12 protein-coding genes and 1 pseudogene are annotated in these 13,071 nt (G+C 58.1%); 2 read left to right on the top strand and 11 right to left on the bottom strand.

What is annotated here, in order from left to right:
- Window positions 1-123 precede the first annotated feature (123 nt).
- The gene (locus tag ABJI08_RS18310; protein WP_348403302.1) at window positions 124-2,394 is read right to left on the bottom strand and encodes an adenylate/guanylate cyclase domain-containing protein; all 2,271 of its coding nucleotides are present in this window, start codon (window positions 2,392-2,394) and stop codon (window positions 124-126) included.
- A 330-nt stretch (window positions 2,395-2,724) separates the two neighbouring features.
- On the opposite strand from ABJI08_RS18310, the pseudogene ABJI08_RS18315 reads away from it, so the two are divergent.
- Window positions 2,725-2,958, top strand: a pseudogene (locus ABJI08_RS18315) (site-specific integrase); the annotation flags it as partial.
- A 176-nt stretch (window positions 2,959-3,134) separates the two neighbouring features.
- On the opposite strand, the gene ABJI08_RS18320 reads toward ABJI08_RS18315, so the two are convergent.
- The 10 genes from ABJI08_RS18320 to ABJI08_RS18365 form a co-directional block, all read right to left on the bottom strand.
- Complete coding sequence (locus ABJI08_RS18320; RefSeq protein WP_348403303.1) at window positions 3,135-3,842, bottom strand: helix-turn-helix domain-containing protein; 708 nt, start codon at window positions 3,840-3,842, stop codon at window positions 3,135-3,137.
- Between the two features lie 275 nt (window positions 3,843-4,117).
- Entirely contained in the window at window positions 4,118-5,695 is a 1,578-nt protein-coding gene (locus tag ABJI08_RS18325) for an SNF2-related protein (protein ID WP_348403304.1), read from the bottom strand.
- 47 nt (window positions 5,696-5,742) lie between these two features.
- Window positions 5,743-6,126, bottom strand: a complete 384-nt coding sequence (locus ABJI08_RS18330) for a hypothetical protein (protein WP_348403305.1) — start codon at window positions 6,124-6,126, stop codon at window positions 5,743-5,745.
- A 301-nt stretch (window positions 6,127-6,427) separates the two neighbouring features.
- Window positions 6,428-6,640 carry a hypothetical protein gene (locus tag ABJI08_RS18335; protein ID WP_348403306.1) on the bottom strand — a complete coding sequence of 71 codons (213 nt, stop codon included), beginning with the start codon at window positions 6,638-6,640 and terminating at the stop codon, window positions 6,428-6,430.
- A 3-nt stretch (window positions 6,641-6,643) separates the two neighbouring features.
- Window positions 6,644-6,847, bottom strand: a complete 204-nt coding sequence (locus ABJI08_RS18340; RefSeq protein WP_348403307.1) for a hypothetical protein — start codon at window positions 6,845-6,847, stop codon at window positions 6,644-6,646.
- 9 nt (window positions 6,848-6,856) lie between these two features.
- Complete coding sequence (locus ABJI08_RS18345; RefSeq protein ID WP_348403308.1) at window positions 6,857-9,100, bottom strand: hypothetical protein; 2,244 nt, start codon at window positions 9,098-9,100, stop codon at window positions 6,857-6,859.
- A 120-nt stretch (window positions 9,101-9,220) separates the two neighbouring features.
- Window positions 9,221-9,805 carry an ssDNA-binding protein gene (locus ABJI08_RS18350; RefSeq protein ID WP_348403309.1) on the bottom strand — a complete coding sequence of 195 codons (585 nt, stop codon included), beginning with the start codon at window positions 9,803-9,805 and terminating at the stop codon, window positions 9,221-9,223.
- Window positions 9,806-9,893: 88 nt separating this feature from the next.
- Entirely contained in the window at window positions 9,894-11,132 is a 1,239-nt protein-coding gene (locus ABJI08_RS18355) for a DUF2800 domain-containing protein (protein ID WP_348403310.1), read from the bottom strand.
- 3 nt (window positions 11,133-11,135) lie between these two features.
- The gene (locus ABJI08_RS18360) at window positions 11,136-11,912 is read right to left on the bottom strand and encodes a dATP/dGTP diphosphohydrolase domain-containing protein (RefSeq protein ID WP_348403311.1); all 777 of its coding nucleotides are present in this window, start codon (window positions 11,910-11,912) and stop codon (window positions 11,136-11,138) included.
- Between the two features lie 119 nt (window positions 11,913-12,031).
- A complete protein-coding gene (locus ABJI08_RS18365; protein ID WP_348403312.1) occupies window positions 12,032-12,583 on the bottom strand; it encodes a hypothetical protein in 552 nt (183 codons plus the stop codon).
- 157 nt (window positions 12,584-12,740) lie between these two features.
- Here ABJI08_RS18365 and ABJI08_RS18370 point away from each other — a divergent pair, with 157 nt between their 5' ends.
- The gene (locus ABJI08_RS18370) at window positions 12,741-13,064 is read left to right on the top strand and encodes a hypothetical protein (RefSeq protein ID WP_348403313.1); all 324 of its coding nucleotides are present in this window, start codon (window positions 12,741-12,743) and stop codon (window positions 13,062-13,064) included.
- The last annotated feature ends 7 nt before the right edge of the window (window positions 13,065-13,071 follow it).

The raw sequence follows: 13,071 nt of genomic DNA on the forward strand, positions 1-13,071 counted from the left end.
GCTTCAAGGCCAGTTCAGAAGCTGCAAAGAAAACCACAAAGGAGGCCACCATATTGACCAAAGCATAGCCGCCGATACATAAATAAAGCGGGTCAAATCTCGGTGACAATACCGGGTCAGTTATCAATGACATTCAACAGTCGCCGCTAAACAATTCAGGCCATTTGTTAGGTGATGTATCGCCTCTTCGTTTGCCGATTTGGAAATTGCGATAAGGCCAGCCGAAAGCCAGAGGGGAACGGCATCACCAACGAGGCCAGCGGCCGAGAAGTGCTGAGCTGCTAGCTCTGGCTGCAATTCAACCTGTGTCGCAAATTGTTCCGTCAGCGCATTGGCGATTTTTGCGTGTAACTGCTGACGGCGGCTTTTCAGCAAACTGCTATAAGCCGCGTCCTGCACGAGTGCATGCTTGAAGGTGTAGATTGAGTCTGGTGGCGTACCACGCACACTGATCAGTTCATTTTGAACAAGCTCTTGAAGAGAGTTTTGCAGATCCTGATTGGTCTGGGGTGATACGAAGGCAAGTAGTTCGAATGAAAATTCTCGACCGATACTTGCTCCAGTCTGCGCGACGTCCTTGAGTGGGCTAAGGCGATCGAGTTTCGCCATCAAGGAATCTTGAAGAGACGACGGAACCGCAAATGGCGGAAGCGGCCCTTCGAGAATATAGGCACCATCATTCTCCACCAAAAAACCGGCGTCCAGAACGGTTCTGGTCAGCTCTTCGACAAATAGGGGAATGCCATCCGTTTTTTCAAGGATTTGGTCGACGATCTGGCGAGGTAGTTTTTTCCCTTTGGTAACGCCGTCGACGATCGACAAACTGTGCCGTTTGGGCAATCGGTTGAGATTATATTGCGTTACGTGGCCAAAGCTCTGCCAGGGTGACTCGAATTCTGGCCGATGTGTAATCAGCAGGAAGACAGGTAAGTTTTCTACCCGTTGAACAGCGGCTTCCAACATATCAAGCGTTGAGGCATCACACCAATGGAGGTCTTCAAACAAGAAAAGCAAAGGGGATTGCTTGGATTGCCCTGCGAGAAAATCAACAAAGGCATCAATGGTCTTTTCCCTTTGTTTAAGAGGTTCCAGCCCAATTGCAGGGTATCTATCCAACGGCAACGAGAGCATTGCCGCAAACAAAGCGACAACCGAAGCGGTATCATCAAACACTGTTTGGAGGAGCGTCTCAAGTTTATCCAGCTTCGTTACGTTAGCGTCGTGCCGTGAAAAGCCTGCTGAGCGTTCAATATATCCTATTACTGGGTAAAATGTGGTGTTCGCGTAGTATGGCGAACACTGGAACTGCAGTATTCTGTGTGGCTGCCCTTCAAGATTGTTAACAAAAGCAGCGCTTATCTGGCTTTTACCAATGCCAGCTTCTCCGGAGAGAACGAAAACCTGCCCTTCGCCTTCAACAGCATTACTCCACCTATCCATTAGAAGCGAAAGTTCCGTTTCCCGGCCGACAAGCGGCGCCGAGCTCGTCGAAAGATTGGCTCCGGCAATGGTTGATGCATCGTGCTCGCCTTGAACGACATATACGTCGACGGGTCGCGAGATCCCTTTGAGATCTCTTTGACCCAGATGCTTCACCTCAATCGAATGACTGAGCAAATGCCGGGTCGTATCAGACACAACAACTTGACCGGGTTCCGCGACACCTTGCAATCTGGCGGCCAGATTGGGTGTCTCACCAATTACGGCCTCTTCCTGTGATGCACCTTCTCCGATCAGATCACCGACGACGACCAGACCTGTAGCGATACCGATCCGCGCTTCCATTCGATCGCCATTCGACGCAAACGCGGATTCGAGATCAGAAATAATGTTCAGTGCAGCACGCGCCGCGCGCTCAGGGTCGTCCTCGTGAGCCTGTGGCCAGCCAAAATAGCAAAGCACACCATCACCCATGTATTTGGCTACATTGCCCTCAATGGCGTTCACATGTTTCGTAACGCACTCTTGATAAAGCGTAATCGCTTCGCGCATATCCTCTGGATCAAGTACCCCGGCCAATTCCGTCGAACCAACAAGATCCGCAAACATAACGGTCAGTTGACGGCGTTCCGCCGATCCGGGCCGATGGATTGGGTTGTCCGCAACAGACGAAACCGCCAATTTGCTCGCTGTTGCTGTTGCTTTCAGTTCAACCGCATGCTCAGCGAAACCGTCTTGAGGGTTGGTTGCTGAACTAGACGCCCGCAAAATTGCTTTCCGGTGCCCCATCGACGCAACACCGAGGTCTTTCAGATCTGCATCAGTCAGGTCTGGCAGGTCCAATAATGTGATGTCGTTTTCTTCGAAAGCACTAACATATTGCGGCATCTCTAGACTTGAGAGCCAGCGCCCAATCTCTGACTCCATTGCTTGAAACGCCCTTTCAGCTTCCACACATATAACTCGTATATCAATTTGCCATATGTAGATAGCTGTGATCGGCGAAAATCATGAGACGGTGTATTGAGACAAACTGCCCAATGATCCCATTGACCTTCGGAAAAATACTGTAGTAGCACGTGTTGAGGCTGTTCAACGAATGCCCTGTGTACCCGCGTTGCCAGCAAACAGCCAACGACCGACGTTTCAAAGTCACCAAATGCTGTAAGCGTCACCAATGGCTGGTCTAGAGAAACCACATTGCTGCGCCGGACGAACATCGCAAAGGAGGCAATGGGCCGATAGCTCTCCACACTCCCGTGTGAAACACGTGCATCTGGCCTAGCAGCCTGCTCATCGCATGGGTTGCGCAAAGCCTGTGCCACGCGCTTGGCCGAATCCGGCGCATCAGAACGCGAAATCATGGCTTGGACAGGTCACAGCTCACCGCAAATGGTCCAAATCTACGCGGACAAAGCAAGGCGTGGGCTAATGGCAGATCAGGGCTTTGCGAAACTCAGGCAGAACGAAACGGGTTCAAAAACTGACGAACCCACTGATAATGGTTCGACAAAATGAGAGGTAAACTAAATGAAAACAAAGGGTAAGAAGGTGAAATGGCGCTCTGGGGAGGATTCCCTTTGTTAATATTTTCAATAGGTTAATTCGGTAGTTACACCCTTCTTACACCAATTGACCGTGTTCTATGCCGAAGTTACACCCATCTCTTTTTCCAAGTGGGTGTAACTTACGCCTTACTTCGCAACTAGGTCGGCGAGGTTTCGGGCGGGCTTGAACGTAGTGTTGATGTTGGCGATCTCGAAGCCCGACGGGGTTCGCGTCGCCTGAACGAGGGAGAACCCTCCCAGATTATCGCGCGGAACACTGGTCAGGTCGAGCAGGTTTACGGCCAGCGAAACGCCGGGGACGTCCTGCTCGATCACGGCGATCACCCGGTTTGACCCGGTGGGTTCGGGGACGATGAAGCTGAACTTGTCGTCCTGCACTCGCGGCGATACCGCGATGAGTCCCACTCGCTGACCGCTGATGTTGGCCCACAGCGACACATCGGACTCTCCCACGCCGGGGAACGTGACATGGCCGCCTTGCACCCCAATCAGCGCCGCCAACAGGAGCGTGGCGTTGTCCGAGGGCACGGCCTCCCTCGGGGTCTCGGGCTTTTCAGACGCGGGCTGCGTTACCACGGGCGGTCTGCCGAGCGACAGCCAAACTTCGTCTACGTTCAGGACGCGCGCAAGGTCGCGCATGGCGTCAGGTCGGGGGCGGGACATGCCGTTGATCCACTTGTGGACCGTGTTCGCGCTGACCTCGCGGGACGCCTCTTTCGAGAGGCGGTCTTTCAGCCAGGATTGCCGCCCATGCGGAGAAGGCGGCGCGGCGGGGTGCCCCACCACAGCTTGACGAAGCCTGTAACTGAACTCCGATGTTGTCTCTTGTGCCATGCAGCCGCACCTCCCTCTAATTTTTTTTTCTCCACACCCCCGTGTCGTAACCGAAAGTATCGCAATCAACTTTCACCCATATGTGGAATAATTAGCGTCAAGTCAAGGGTCGCGATCTTCGGTGCCGGAGCATTGCGGCGAAATTAAGGCGCGATTTCACGCAGATGTAGCCTGCGCAAAGACCCGCCACCCAACATACTGTGGCAGCCCCAACAGACTCGAAAAATTTTACTTTTGGTAAATTTTATTGTTCAGAGGTGAATCTTCCTCTTTGCTCACTCCCGCTCCGACAAGTGCCACTTAACGGCGTCGGTGATCCTCTCTTGGGTGGCGTCCTTATCTTGGAGGACCGTAAGCAGCCGCTCATCGAAGGTTCCGCGAGTCAGGATGTGGTGCAAGAACACCCGCTCGGACTCCTGACCCGGGCGAGGCAATCGGGCGTTGAACTGTTGGTAAAGTTCGAGGCTGGCCGTCAAGCCATACCAACAGCAATGGTGCCCGCCGAATTGTAGGTTCATGCCGTGGCCGATGCTGGCCGGGTGCGCGAGGAGCATCCGCACCTCACCCCGGTTCCAGGCGTCCAAAACTCCCTCCTCAGTCGCCTCGCGGGCATACGGGAATTTGCGCTTGATCCGCTCTAGGTCGAACTCGAACGAATAGGCCACCAGAAGGCTCTCGTTGCCTATCTCGTGGACGATACTCTCCAGAGCGAACAGCTTGTGGTCGTGGATCGGGATCGTCTCCCTGGGCGCTTCCTCGTCGTTCGGGTCCTGGCGGTAGACTGAGCCGTTGGCGTACTGGAGCAGCTTCATCGTCAGGACGCCGCGATTCGCCGCCTCGATGTCGTGTTCCTCCAGGGCCAGTTCGCGCTCGAACCGGCGGTAGGCTTTCAACTGCGTTGCCGTCAGGTCCACCCAGCGTTCGGACGGGACCACAGGCGGAAGGTCCACGTAATCTTTCGCTTTGAGGCTGTAGGTGATGTCTTCGATCCGGGACAGGATGTCCTCCTCTGCCCCCGGCTTGGGCGCGTACTTCCGAGCCGCAAAGTGACCGCCGACTTGGAAAGAGTTGAACCACCGATTCAGGAACGCGGTCTTAGTGGTCCCGAGGCGTTCACCCAAGTCGATCAAGCTGATCTGCCCCCAAAGGTCCGCCACGCCGTTCGGGGCGGGCGTCCCCGTCAATTCCACGATCCATGACATGTGCTTGCGGGCTTTCACTAGCGCGCCGAACTCGGACAGGTTCTTGTTACCCGTCCGTTTCTTGCCCTCTTTCAGCCGGGAGGACTCGTCGTAGATCAGGCCCTCGAAGGGCCAGGTGACGCCCCACTCAGTCAGCGTGTTGTAGAGCCATGCGACATTCTCGCGGTTGACGATCAAGACCTCTGATCTGGGGTCGTCTAGGAACTCGCGCAGCCACGCAATTCGTTGTTTCGGAGTCACTTTCTGGCCGATCTTGCCGCTGAGTGTCTTCCAATGCAAAGGCGTCAGGTGTTTCCACTCCGCGAACTCGTCGGGCCACGTCTTTTGCGCCACGCGGAGCGGCGCTATGATTAGGACCTTTCGCACTAGGAAGCAGTCGAGAAGCCACCGGGCGGCTGTGGCCGTGAGCACAGTCTTGCCCAGCGACATCTCGACGGCTAGGAGCGCGCCCGGCTTGTCGCCGAAGTCGGCAAACAGGGACTCCGCCAGTTCGCGCTGATACGGGCGCAGGTTCGACATTCCCCGGGGGCCTTGCGAAGCCCCCCGCGCCGCCGCGCCTTCTTCCTGCACCAGAAACAACTGGTAGATAGCGACCAGCGCCGCGTCGCCGTCTGCGCGGCCCCTCGGTGTGTTGTGGGACTCGCCGGGCATGAACACCCGCCGGTACAGGCACTCCAGGCTATCTTGGGCTTCACAAGTCAACGCGACGCCTTACGATCCGAGGCGCGGGAAGTCGGGTGGGACCAATCGGCCCGTTCCGTGTCGCCATGCGCCGCACCTCCAGCCGAGGGTTCAGGTTGTTGGTCCCAGGCGTCAAAGACCGCGCAGCCGTCCTCGATTGAATCGATTACGTGGACGTTGAACCCGTGGGTCAGGAGCCAGTTGACCTCGCGCCGTTGGTGGGGCGAGAGCGCGCCGTTTTTGTCCTTGAACTCGATGATGATGAGTTGCGCTTCGCCTCGCATGAACCAGCGATCCGGGCAGCCCCGCCGACCGACGAACTCCATTTTGCGTTGCCTCCAACCGCGCCCGGTCGCGTACTTGCAAACCTGTTGCTCGATGTAGGTTTCTCTGCGGGTCATGTCGCACCTCGTCATCTATCGCGCCACTCTTGCCTAGCCCGATCATCCATCCCGAGGATCGCGTCGTGCAGGGCTTTGAACTCCGGGTCGAACTGATCGCCGTGCTTGCGCAGCACGTTTGTGGCCGCTACTCGGAGGTCCTGGAGCGTCACTGCATCGACATCCGCCCTCGGGCGCTCCCGAGACCTGGCGACGGGCGTATGGTTCTCCAAGAGATGCTGCCGCCAGACGCCCTCGTCACCCCTGCGGTTTAGCGGCACTTGCTTGAGCCAGATGCTAGGCTGGTCTTCCGGGGGGCGGCTCATTGCATCCACTCCCGTGCCGCAGGGTTCCCACCCGTCTCGCGGGACAGCACCACCTCGAACCGTCCGTCGAAGAACTCCTCTGCCGGGCGGGTCCACAACAGCCCGGACTCGGTGTCCGAGTAGACTGCCACGGCGGACATGTCTGACTCCTGAACAGCGATATTGATAAGCCGGTAGACGGAGCCGCGTTTCTTGTGTCGAAAGAGCATCGCTTAATCCTCCCCAAATTCGCGAAGGTGCTTTTGCCCGTCAAAGTCCGTCGGTACTTCATACCCCGCCTCACTCGCCAACCGGCGGAAAGTGACGAGCGCTTGCTGCTCCGCGCGCCCGGCATCGGGGTCGTTTACTGAAAATTCTGCGGCAAACTCCAGCGTGGCTAACGCCTGCAAGACGTCTGTGTCCGGTGCTTTCGGCATTCTTCTCTCCTAGTCTTTGATGAATACGGGGGTGGTGTGACCGGCTGCCTTAAGCGGCATCTTGTCGTCCGCCCAGGGCGGCAGCGTGGTCATCAGGTCGATCATCTGGTCCTTCTGGCGGTCGGCCACATGGGCGTCCGCTACGGCGATGATTTGGTCGTGGACGTGCATACGGATGTCGATTCCGGCGTCGTCGGAAAGCGTCATCCCGAAGGCCAGGATGTCTCGCGCCACAGCCTGCGTGACGTTCTCCGTCAGCTTGCCGGGGTGGGTGGAGACGCGCCGCCATTGGCCGTTCTCCATGTTCTGATACGTGACCTGGAGTTTGATCTTGCCCCAGGGCATTTTACGCTTCACCAGTTTGGGGCGCATATAGTGGAGATACCGACCGCTGGGCAGCTTGATCCGCATGAACGGACCCTTCATGTCGATGTAGAGATACCCTACGCGTTCAGGTTTCGAGGTCTGGATGACCCGCTTGACCGCGCCCTCCAGGTCGTACCAGAACGACTTGACCTTGTGAAACTTGGCCCGGAAGGTTTCGACCGATAGCGCGGACATCTCGGGGGTCAGCGCGACGCCCATGTTCCAGGCATAACCTAGGAGGCCGGATGCCTCGATCTCGCCTGTCTGTTTGTTCTCGCGCGGTTCGCCCTTGCCGAGCATGTAGCCGCAGCCCAGAACGCCCGGTTTTGCGGTGGTCCGCTTGCTCTTGTTCCCGGAGTCCACCTCTACCTTGATGTCGGCGTAGGACATTTTGAACATCTCGGTCGCGAAGTCGATGTACGGGTCCAGGCCCTCACGGAAAACGCGCAGAATCTTGTCATCACGGGCGAGCCACCCCAGAACCACGTTTTCGATGGCCGAGAGGTCGGCATCCACCAGGAGTCGACCGGGACCGCCCTGAACCAACGGGCGGATGGCTGCCGTCAGGGCTTCCATCGTGTTGACGCCCGGCTCGTCTGGGTCCTCGTACTTGGCCCAGAACTCGCCGATGGACAGGCCCTCTAGGTCTTGGCAGAGGAGGCTGTACCCGATTTTGGCGCGGTCCAGACTGTCCAGTTCGTTGCCCGCCTCATCGTGGGTCGGAGCCATCGACATGATGAACTTCTCCATCCCCTTCGAAGGCTTCGGGAGGTTTTGCGGCTGGAAGCGACGGCCAGACCAGCGCCATGTGCGCCCGGCTCCGGCGAACTGGTGGCAGCCCCGCAGGCCGCCGTCCTCGTCGGTCGCCATGAGTAGCGCGGGCAGCTTTTTGACGCTGGCCTTGGACACCCGCAGGCGCAGTTCCAGGACGCGCTCCAGGTCGGGGTTCACGCCGAGCAGATCGGCGATGCCGTTCTCCCGCTCCTCTTGAACCTGGGCGTGGGCGCGCTCGACGTGGCCTTTCTTCAAGTCCATGTACGGATACCCGGCCTCGCGGAGCCAGGGCAGGATTTGGACGTTCGAGTTCGGGTTCGCCAAGCCGGTTAACTCGCGCATTTCGGCGAGGTCCTTAGCGATGGTGGCCGCCGCGATCTGTTGAGCCTTTTTGACGGCGTTCAGATTGATCGGGATTCCCGCGTTATTGATCTTCTGATCCAGGTGCCACAGACGCCACTCGTGATCCGGCATCTGATACCGTTTCAGGCGGCGGTAAATCTGGCGCTCGGCCTCAACGTCCTGGATGTTGTACTCAAGAAACTCGCGCCATTCGTCGGGGTCCGTCTCCGGCGTCGCGCGGGTCCAAGGTTTGTTCTTGGTGGGCTTCCGGGGCTTGCAGAAGCGAGTAATCAGGGCTGTGCCGCGCGCCAGCTTCCGCTTGTCCTCGGGCAGGCCGATGACTTCGCCGCACTTGGACAGCTTGCCCGGCAGCGACAGTGAAAAGGCCAACGCCATGACGTCCAGCCAACGCTCGACGGGGATATGCCAGCCCAGCACGTGTTCGGTGATCGCCATCTCGAACGGCGCGTTCCAAGCCGCCAAGGTGACGAACGGGTCACGAAGCGCGGCTTTCAGGTCCTCGGGCATCGGCTCGCCGGATGACGGGACCCACTGTTTGATCTCGCCCTCGGACCATCCGTAGGCAAGCATCAGAATTTCGGTTGACGGGTCGCGCGCGTACCTGGAGCCGCCGGTCTTGGGGAGATTCGCCTCGGAGTACGTCTCGTAGTCCAGGTGGAATAGACGTCGGTGGGGAGGCGCAACCTGAGTCTCGGCGATCTTCTCAACGTATCGCGCTAGGAACTGCTCGTGGCGTGGAATGAAACTCAAGGTAGCTCTCCTGTCTGGTGGACCGCGCCGAGAAATCCGAGAAACCGGCGCGGTCCTCTAAGCGGGGTGTCCAAACCCGCCTACTGCCCTCTGATTTTCACCTTTCGGGTGAAAATCAGATCAACCGAGCATGTCGTCGTCGTCGTCTTCGTCGTCTTCGATGTCGTCGTAGTCATCCAAGATCGAGTCATCGACAGGGGGCGCGCCAAACGGGTCGCCTTTTTCGAGGAAGCGAACCAGTTCGAGCGAAGCGAACACGCCTTTCGAGCCGCCCGCCTCAGTGCCATACAGGCGCAGGATCGCCTCGACATAGCAGCCCCCATAGAACGGGTCGCTGTCCTTCTCGGCGCGCGACTTGTTGCGGTTGCGGAGGTCCAGCGGGCGCTCGTTCGACCCTTTGATGACCATCATGTCTTCGTAGCCGTCTTTGATGGTGCCTTCGTCGTCGGTCACGTCGTTGCCGTCGAAGAAGCACACGCGGTCTTGCTTGTACTTAAAGCCGGTCTTTTTCCATTTCTGTGTCTCAGCTTCCGCAATCGCGGCTTTGACAAGTTTGATGTTGCGCTTGCCGACTTTTGTGGTGGGGTCGATCAAAAACGCCGCCGAGAATTTAGGTTTCGCGTCCTCGTTGGCTTTTTGCTTTTCCCAGAGGTGGGGGTACGAAAGGCGGACGCCTTTCAGGTAAACTTCCCGCGCATCAGTCATGGCATTTCCTTCTTAGTTATTTCACCTTTTGGGTGAATATCGGTTTACGTTTTCGCGTTTTCTCGTTTTCGCGTTTGCTCCTCCGCCCTCAGTCAAGCAACGCCGCCAGTTCGTCCTCGTCATCGAGATCGTCCAACACGGCAGAGTGGTTGATTGCGGGTTTCGGGTCGTCCTCGTGAACGAGAACGGGTTTCCCCTCGGCCTGACTCCAGAGGCTTTTCATGGCCGCCAGTCGGGACTTGGGGATCACACCCTCCGCTTGTGTCGGAGAGATGATCTGCGGGGCGGACATGATCTTGCTCTTATCCGCGTTTTTCAGGAGAAACTTTTTGGCCTTTGCAGGTTTCAACCAGGTCTTCTTGCCCCGGCGTCCCTTGACGGCTTTCAGGCCGGGAGTCGGAAACCCTCTGATCGCGTCGGACAGGACGCGGGCGTGAACGGCATCGACCCACTTTTTGATAAGGTCGGCGTTCTCGGCCACCGTCGCGCGGCGCTCGGAGGAAAACAGGTCGGCGTCCGCCAGGGTCAGTTCGTCACCGTCCAAATCGTCCAGGATGGCGTCCATCTGGTCGAGGCAGAACCGGGCGTACTCGGGGCAGAAATCCTTGGCCTTGCAGAACCGGCATTGTTTCTCGCCAGCCGCCAGGATCGCATCCTCCAGGAACGGGGGCGAGCCTTCCTTGTAGTCCGGGATCGGCTCCGACAGGTCGTAGATCGTGGCGTAGCCGCGCTTAAGGCGCTCACCAAATTCCAGCAGTTCTTCGAGACCCACGCGCCATTCGCCACCCCCACCAATGGCCCTCGGCTGGTCGATTACCAGGAGGAACTGGTCTGCGTGGGTCTCGTGTTGGGCTACGTTGTCCCAGAACCCCAGAGCGTAGGTCATTAGTTGTTCATTGCGCTCTGGGGATACCGGAACCCCTGCCCCGTATTTCAAATCGTTGATCGTGATGAGATCGGGCGCAACCAGACCCACGTCGAGAGTCCCAAACTGGCCCGGGAGCCAGCGGTCGAAGGTCACGCGGTACTCGTTGACAAGGCGACCGGGCCGGTCCTCAATCCACTCGATCCCTGGGCGGAGATGTTCGATCATCTCGTCGTCCACGGTGAACGTGAAACCGTCCGCCGTGATGTCCATGCCCACGAACTCCTCCAGTTCGAAACCGAACATCAGGACGCACTCACGGACATGGTGCGCCACCGTCCCTTCGGCGGCAAAGACACTGGACCGATCCTCCGCGACTCCGTCAGACATTTTGACGGAGCCGGGGCACCGGAGCCAGCGCGAAGCCGACGAAGGGCCGAGGGTTGCGTGAGCGGCAGGCATGGGTTACTGGCGCTCGCTTTCTTCGCGCGCCAGGTGTTCGAACAGGTCGTCCAACTCGGGCAACGATAGACCCGAAAGCACGGAATCCACTTCAATGAAAAAGACGATCCGGGTCCGCTGCATCTGGTCAGGCCACGCCCTTACGTCGGTCCCAACGTGAGCGCGGAACATATCAAAACGGGCACGGCGTTCCTGGACCCGCTCGCGGGGGCAATCGAACAGGTATTCCTGGACCACGCAGGCATAGTCGCCCTCGGCGATGTCCGACTTCAAAACCATCTCTTTCTCGGTTTGGCCGTTGAGGATACTCATCGCCGGGGGGTCCTCGGACAGACCCAGGGCGGCGTCAACGTCGGCGCGACAGTACGCCTCGAACGCGGCGAAGTCTGTGGGCACTTCCGGGTCATCGAACGGGCGGGTCATGGCCGCAACCACGTCGCCGAAGTTTCCGGGGGTCGCGGGGCGGTCGTCGTTCAGCTTGCCCTGGGCCTCTGCGTCCAGGAGGATCGCGCAACAGGCCATCACATGACCGAGATGGTGGACGCCGGAGTCGGGGGCGTTCTGCTCCCCTTCGTACCAGGCCGCTATGTGGCGGAATGCGGCGTTGTAGTAGACGGAGGCGGAGACTTCATGCTCGCGCCAGTTCATTAAACCATATTTCTCTTTGCCGTCGTCCATGCCGCGACCGCAGTGGAGGAGGGCGATGGGTGGTATTGACGAAATGCCGGGCTTGGCTTGGCCTAAACGGGTTTTCGGATTTGTGTCGAGAAGTTCAATCAAAGGTGAAACTTTCGCTTTTGGTGGACAGTTACGACGCGGGAAAGGAGCCGGGTTGAAGGGCGCTCCCTCTCCCGCGTCTGGGTCGATGCTGAGTGTTGGCGACCAGCATCCGTGGAGGATCAGTCGAGCATGTCGTCGTCAGACCCGCCGCCCACTTTCTCGTCAAGCGCTTCGAAGAAGGCCGAGTCGTCGTCCTCCTCGCCCGCCTGCCATGCTTTGATATAGGTCGCCAGCTTGGCGCGATCTTCGTCCGTGTCCACCTCGGACAACTTCTCCGCGCCAAGGTGTTCGAGGGCGCTGCCAAAACGGGCCTTTGCGGCATCGCGTTCCTCGGCTTCGTCCGACGACATGAACTCTTTGGCGAGGGCGCGGAGATCGACAACGCTGATCTCGGTTACGACGTCGGCCTCGGATTCTTCTTGGGCCTTGGCCTCGGCTTCCGCCTTTTTCTTCGCAGCGGCGGCTTTACGCTTCGCGGCGGCGTCGGCCTTTTTCTTCGCGGCGGCGTCGGCCTTGGCCTTCTCCGCGTCGGATTCTGCGGTGTCCGCCGCTTTCTCACCGGACGATTTGCCTGTGGCTACTTTCTTGGCGACTTCCGCAAACGCTGCGTGTTGAGCGGTGTTTTCTTTGACCGCCTCGGTCAGTTCAGCGAGGGCTTGTTCTAGGCTCATGGGGTTCTTGCTCCTGAAGGTTTTTTGGTTGGCGATTCTTCCAATGGCTACACTCCTATCTGTTCTCCCGCCTCAAAATCAACCGTAAAGTGAACTTTCCCCTTTTGGGCAAAACATGATACCACCAAAAGCGAATCTATTTGCTTTGAGGTGAAAAATGTCGAGCGAAACGAAAAACAGAAAACGCCGCCCTTATACCTTCGGGAAACTCTACGACACGCTCGAAGTCTACTTTCCCGACCACCGCTCCACCCAAGGCGTACTCGACGTGCCTGGGTTGGCGCGTGACTGCGGACTGGCCCATGAAACCCTATACCGCGCTGTACGCGGGAGCGAGGCCAAAGGCTTTCCCGAAGGCATGTTGAAGACCCCCGTAGCCCTGGAATTGTTGAAGTTTTCGGCAGAAGCCCACCCCGAGCAATCCTTGTCCTGGTCCGATCTTCTAGAGTTCGTTCTACCCGAATACGAAACCTACAACTGATCCCCGA

Source organism: Shimia sp. (genome assembly GCF_039969785.1).
GTDB lineage: Bacteria > Pseudomonadota > Alphaproteobacteria > Rhodobacterales > Rhodobacteraceae > Shimia.

What these genes read in the sequence shown, in the direction of transcription:
- ABJI08_RS18320 (WP_348403303.1), bottom strand. Translation starts at nt 3,842, where the DNA reads ATGGCACAAGAGACAACATCGGAGTTCAGTTACAGGCTTCGTCAAGCT.
- ABJI08_RS18325 (WP_348403304.1), bottom strand. Translation starts at nt 5,695, where the DNA reads ATGCCCGGCGAGTCCCACAACACACCGAGGGGCCGCGCAGACGGCGAC.
- ABJI08_RS18330 (WP_348403305.1), bottom strand. Translation starts at nt 6,126, where the DNA reads ATGACCCGCAGAGAAACCTACATCGAGCAACAGGTTTGCAAGTACGCG.
- ABJI08_RS18335 (WP_348403306.1), bottom strand. Translation starts at nt 6,640, where the DNA reads ATGCTCTTTCGACACAAGAAACGCGGCTCCGTCTACCGGCTTATCAAT.
- ABJI08_RS18340 (WP_348403307.1), bottom strand. Translation starts at nt 6,847, where the DNA reads ATGCCGAAAGCACCGGACACAGACGTCTTGCAGGCGTTAGCCACGCTG.
- ABJI08_RS18350 (WP_348403309.1), bottom strand. Translation starts at nt 9,805, where the DNA reads ATGACTGATGCGCGGGAAGTTTACCTGAAAGGCGTCCGCCTTTCGTAC.
- ABJI08_RS18355 (WP_348403310.1), bottom strand. Translation starts at nt 11,132, where the DNA reads ATGCCTGCCGCTCACGCAACCCTCGGCCCTTCGTCGGCTTCGCGCTGG.
- ABJI08_RS18365 (WP_348403312.1), bottom strand. Translation starts at nt 12,583, where the DNA reads ATGAGCCTAGAACAAGCCCTCGCTGAACTGACCGAGGCGGTCAAAGAA.
- ABJI08_RS18370 (WP_348403313.1), top strand. Translation starts at nt 12,741, where the DNA reads ATGTCGAGCGAAACGAAAAACAGAAAACGCCGCCCTTATACCTTCGGG.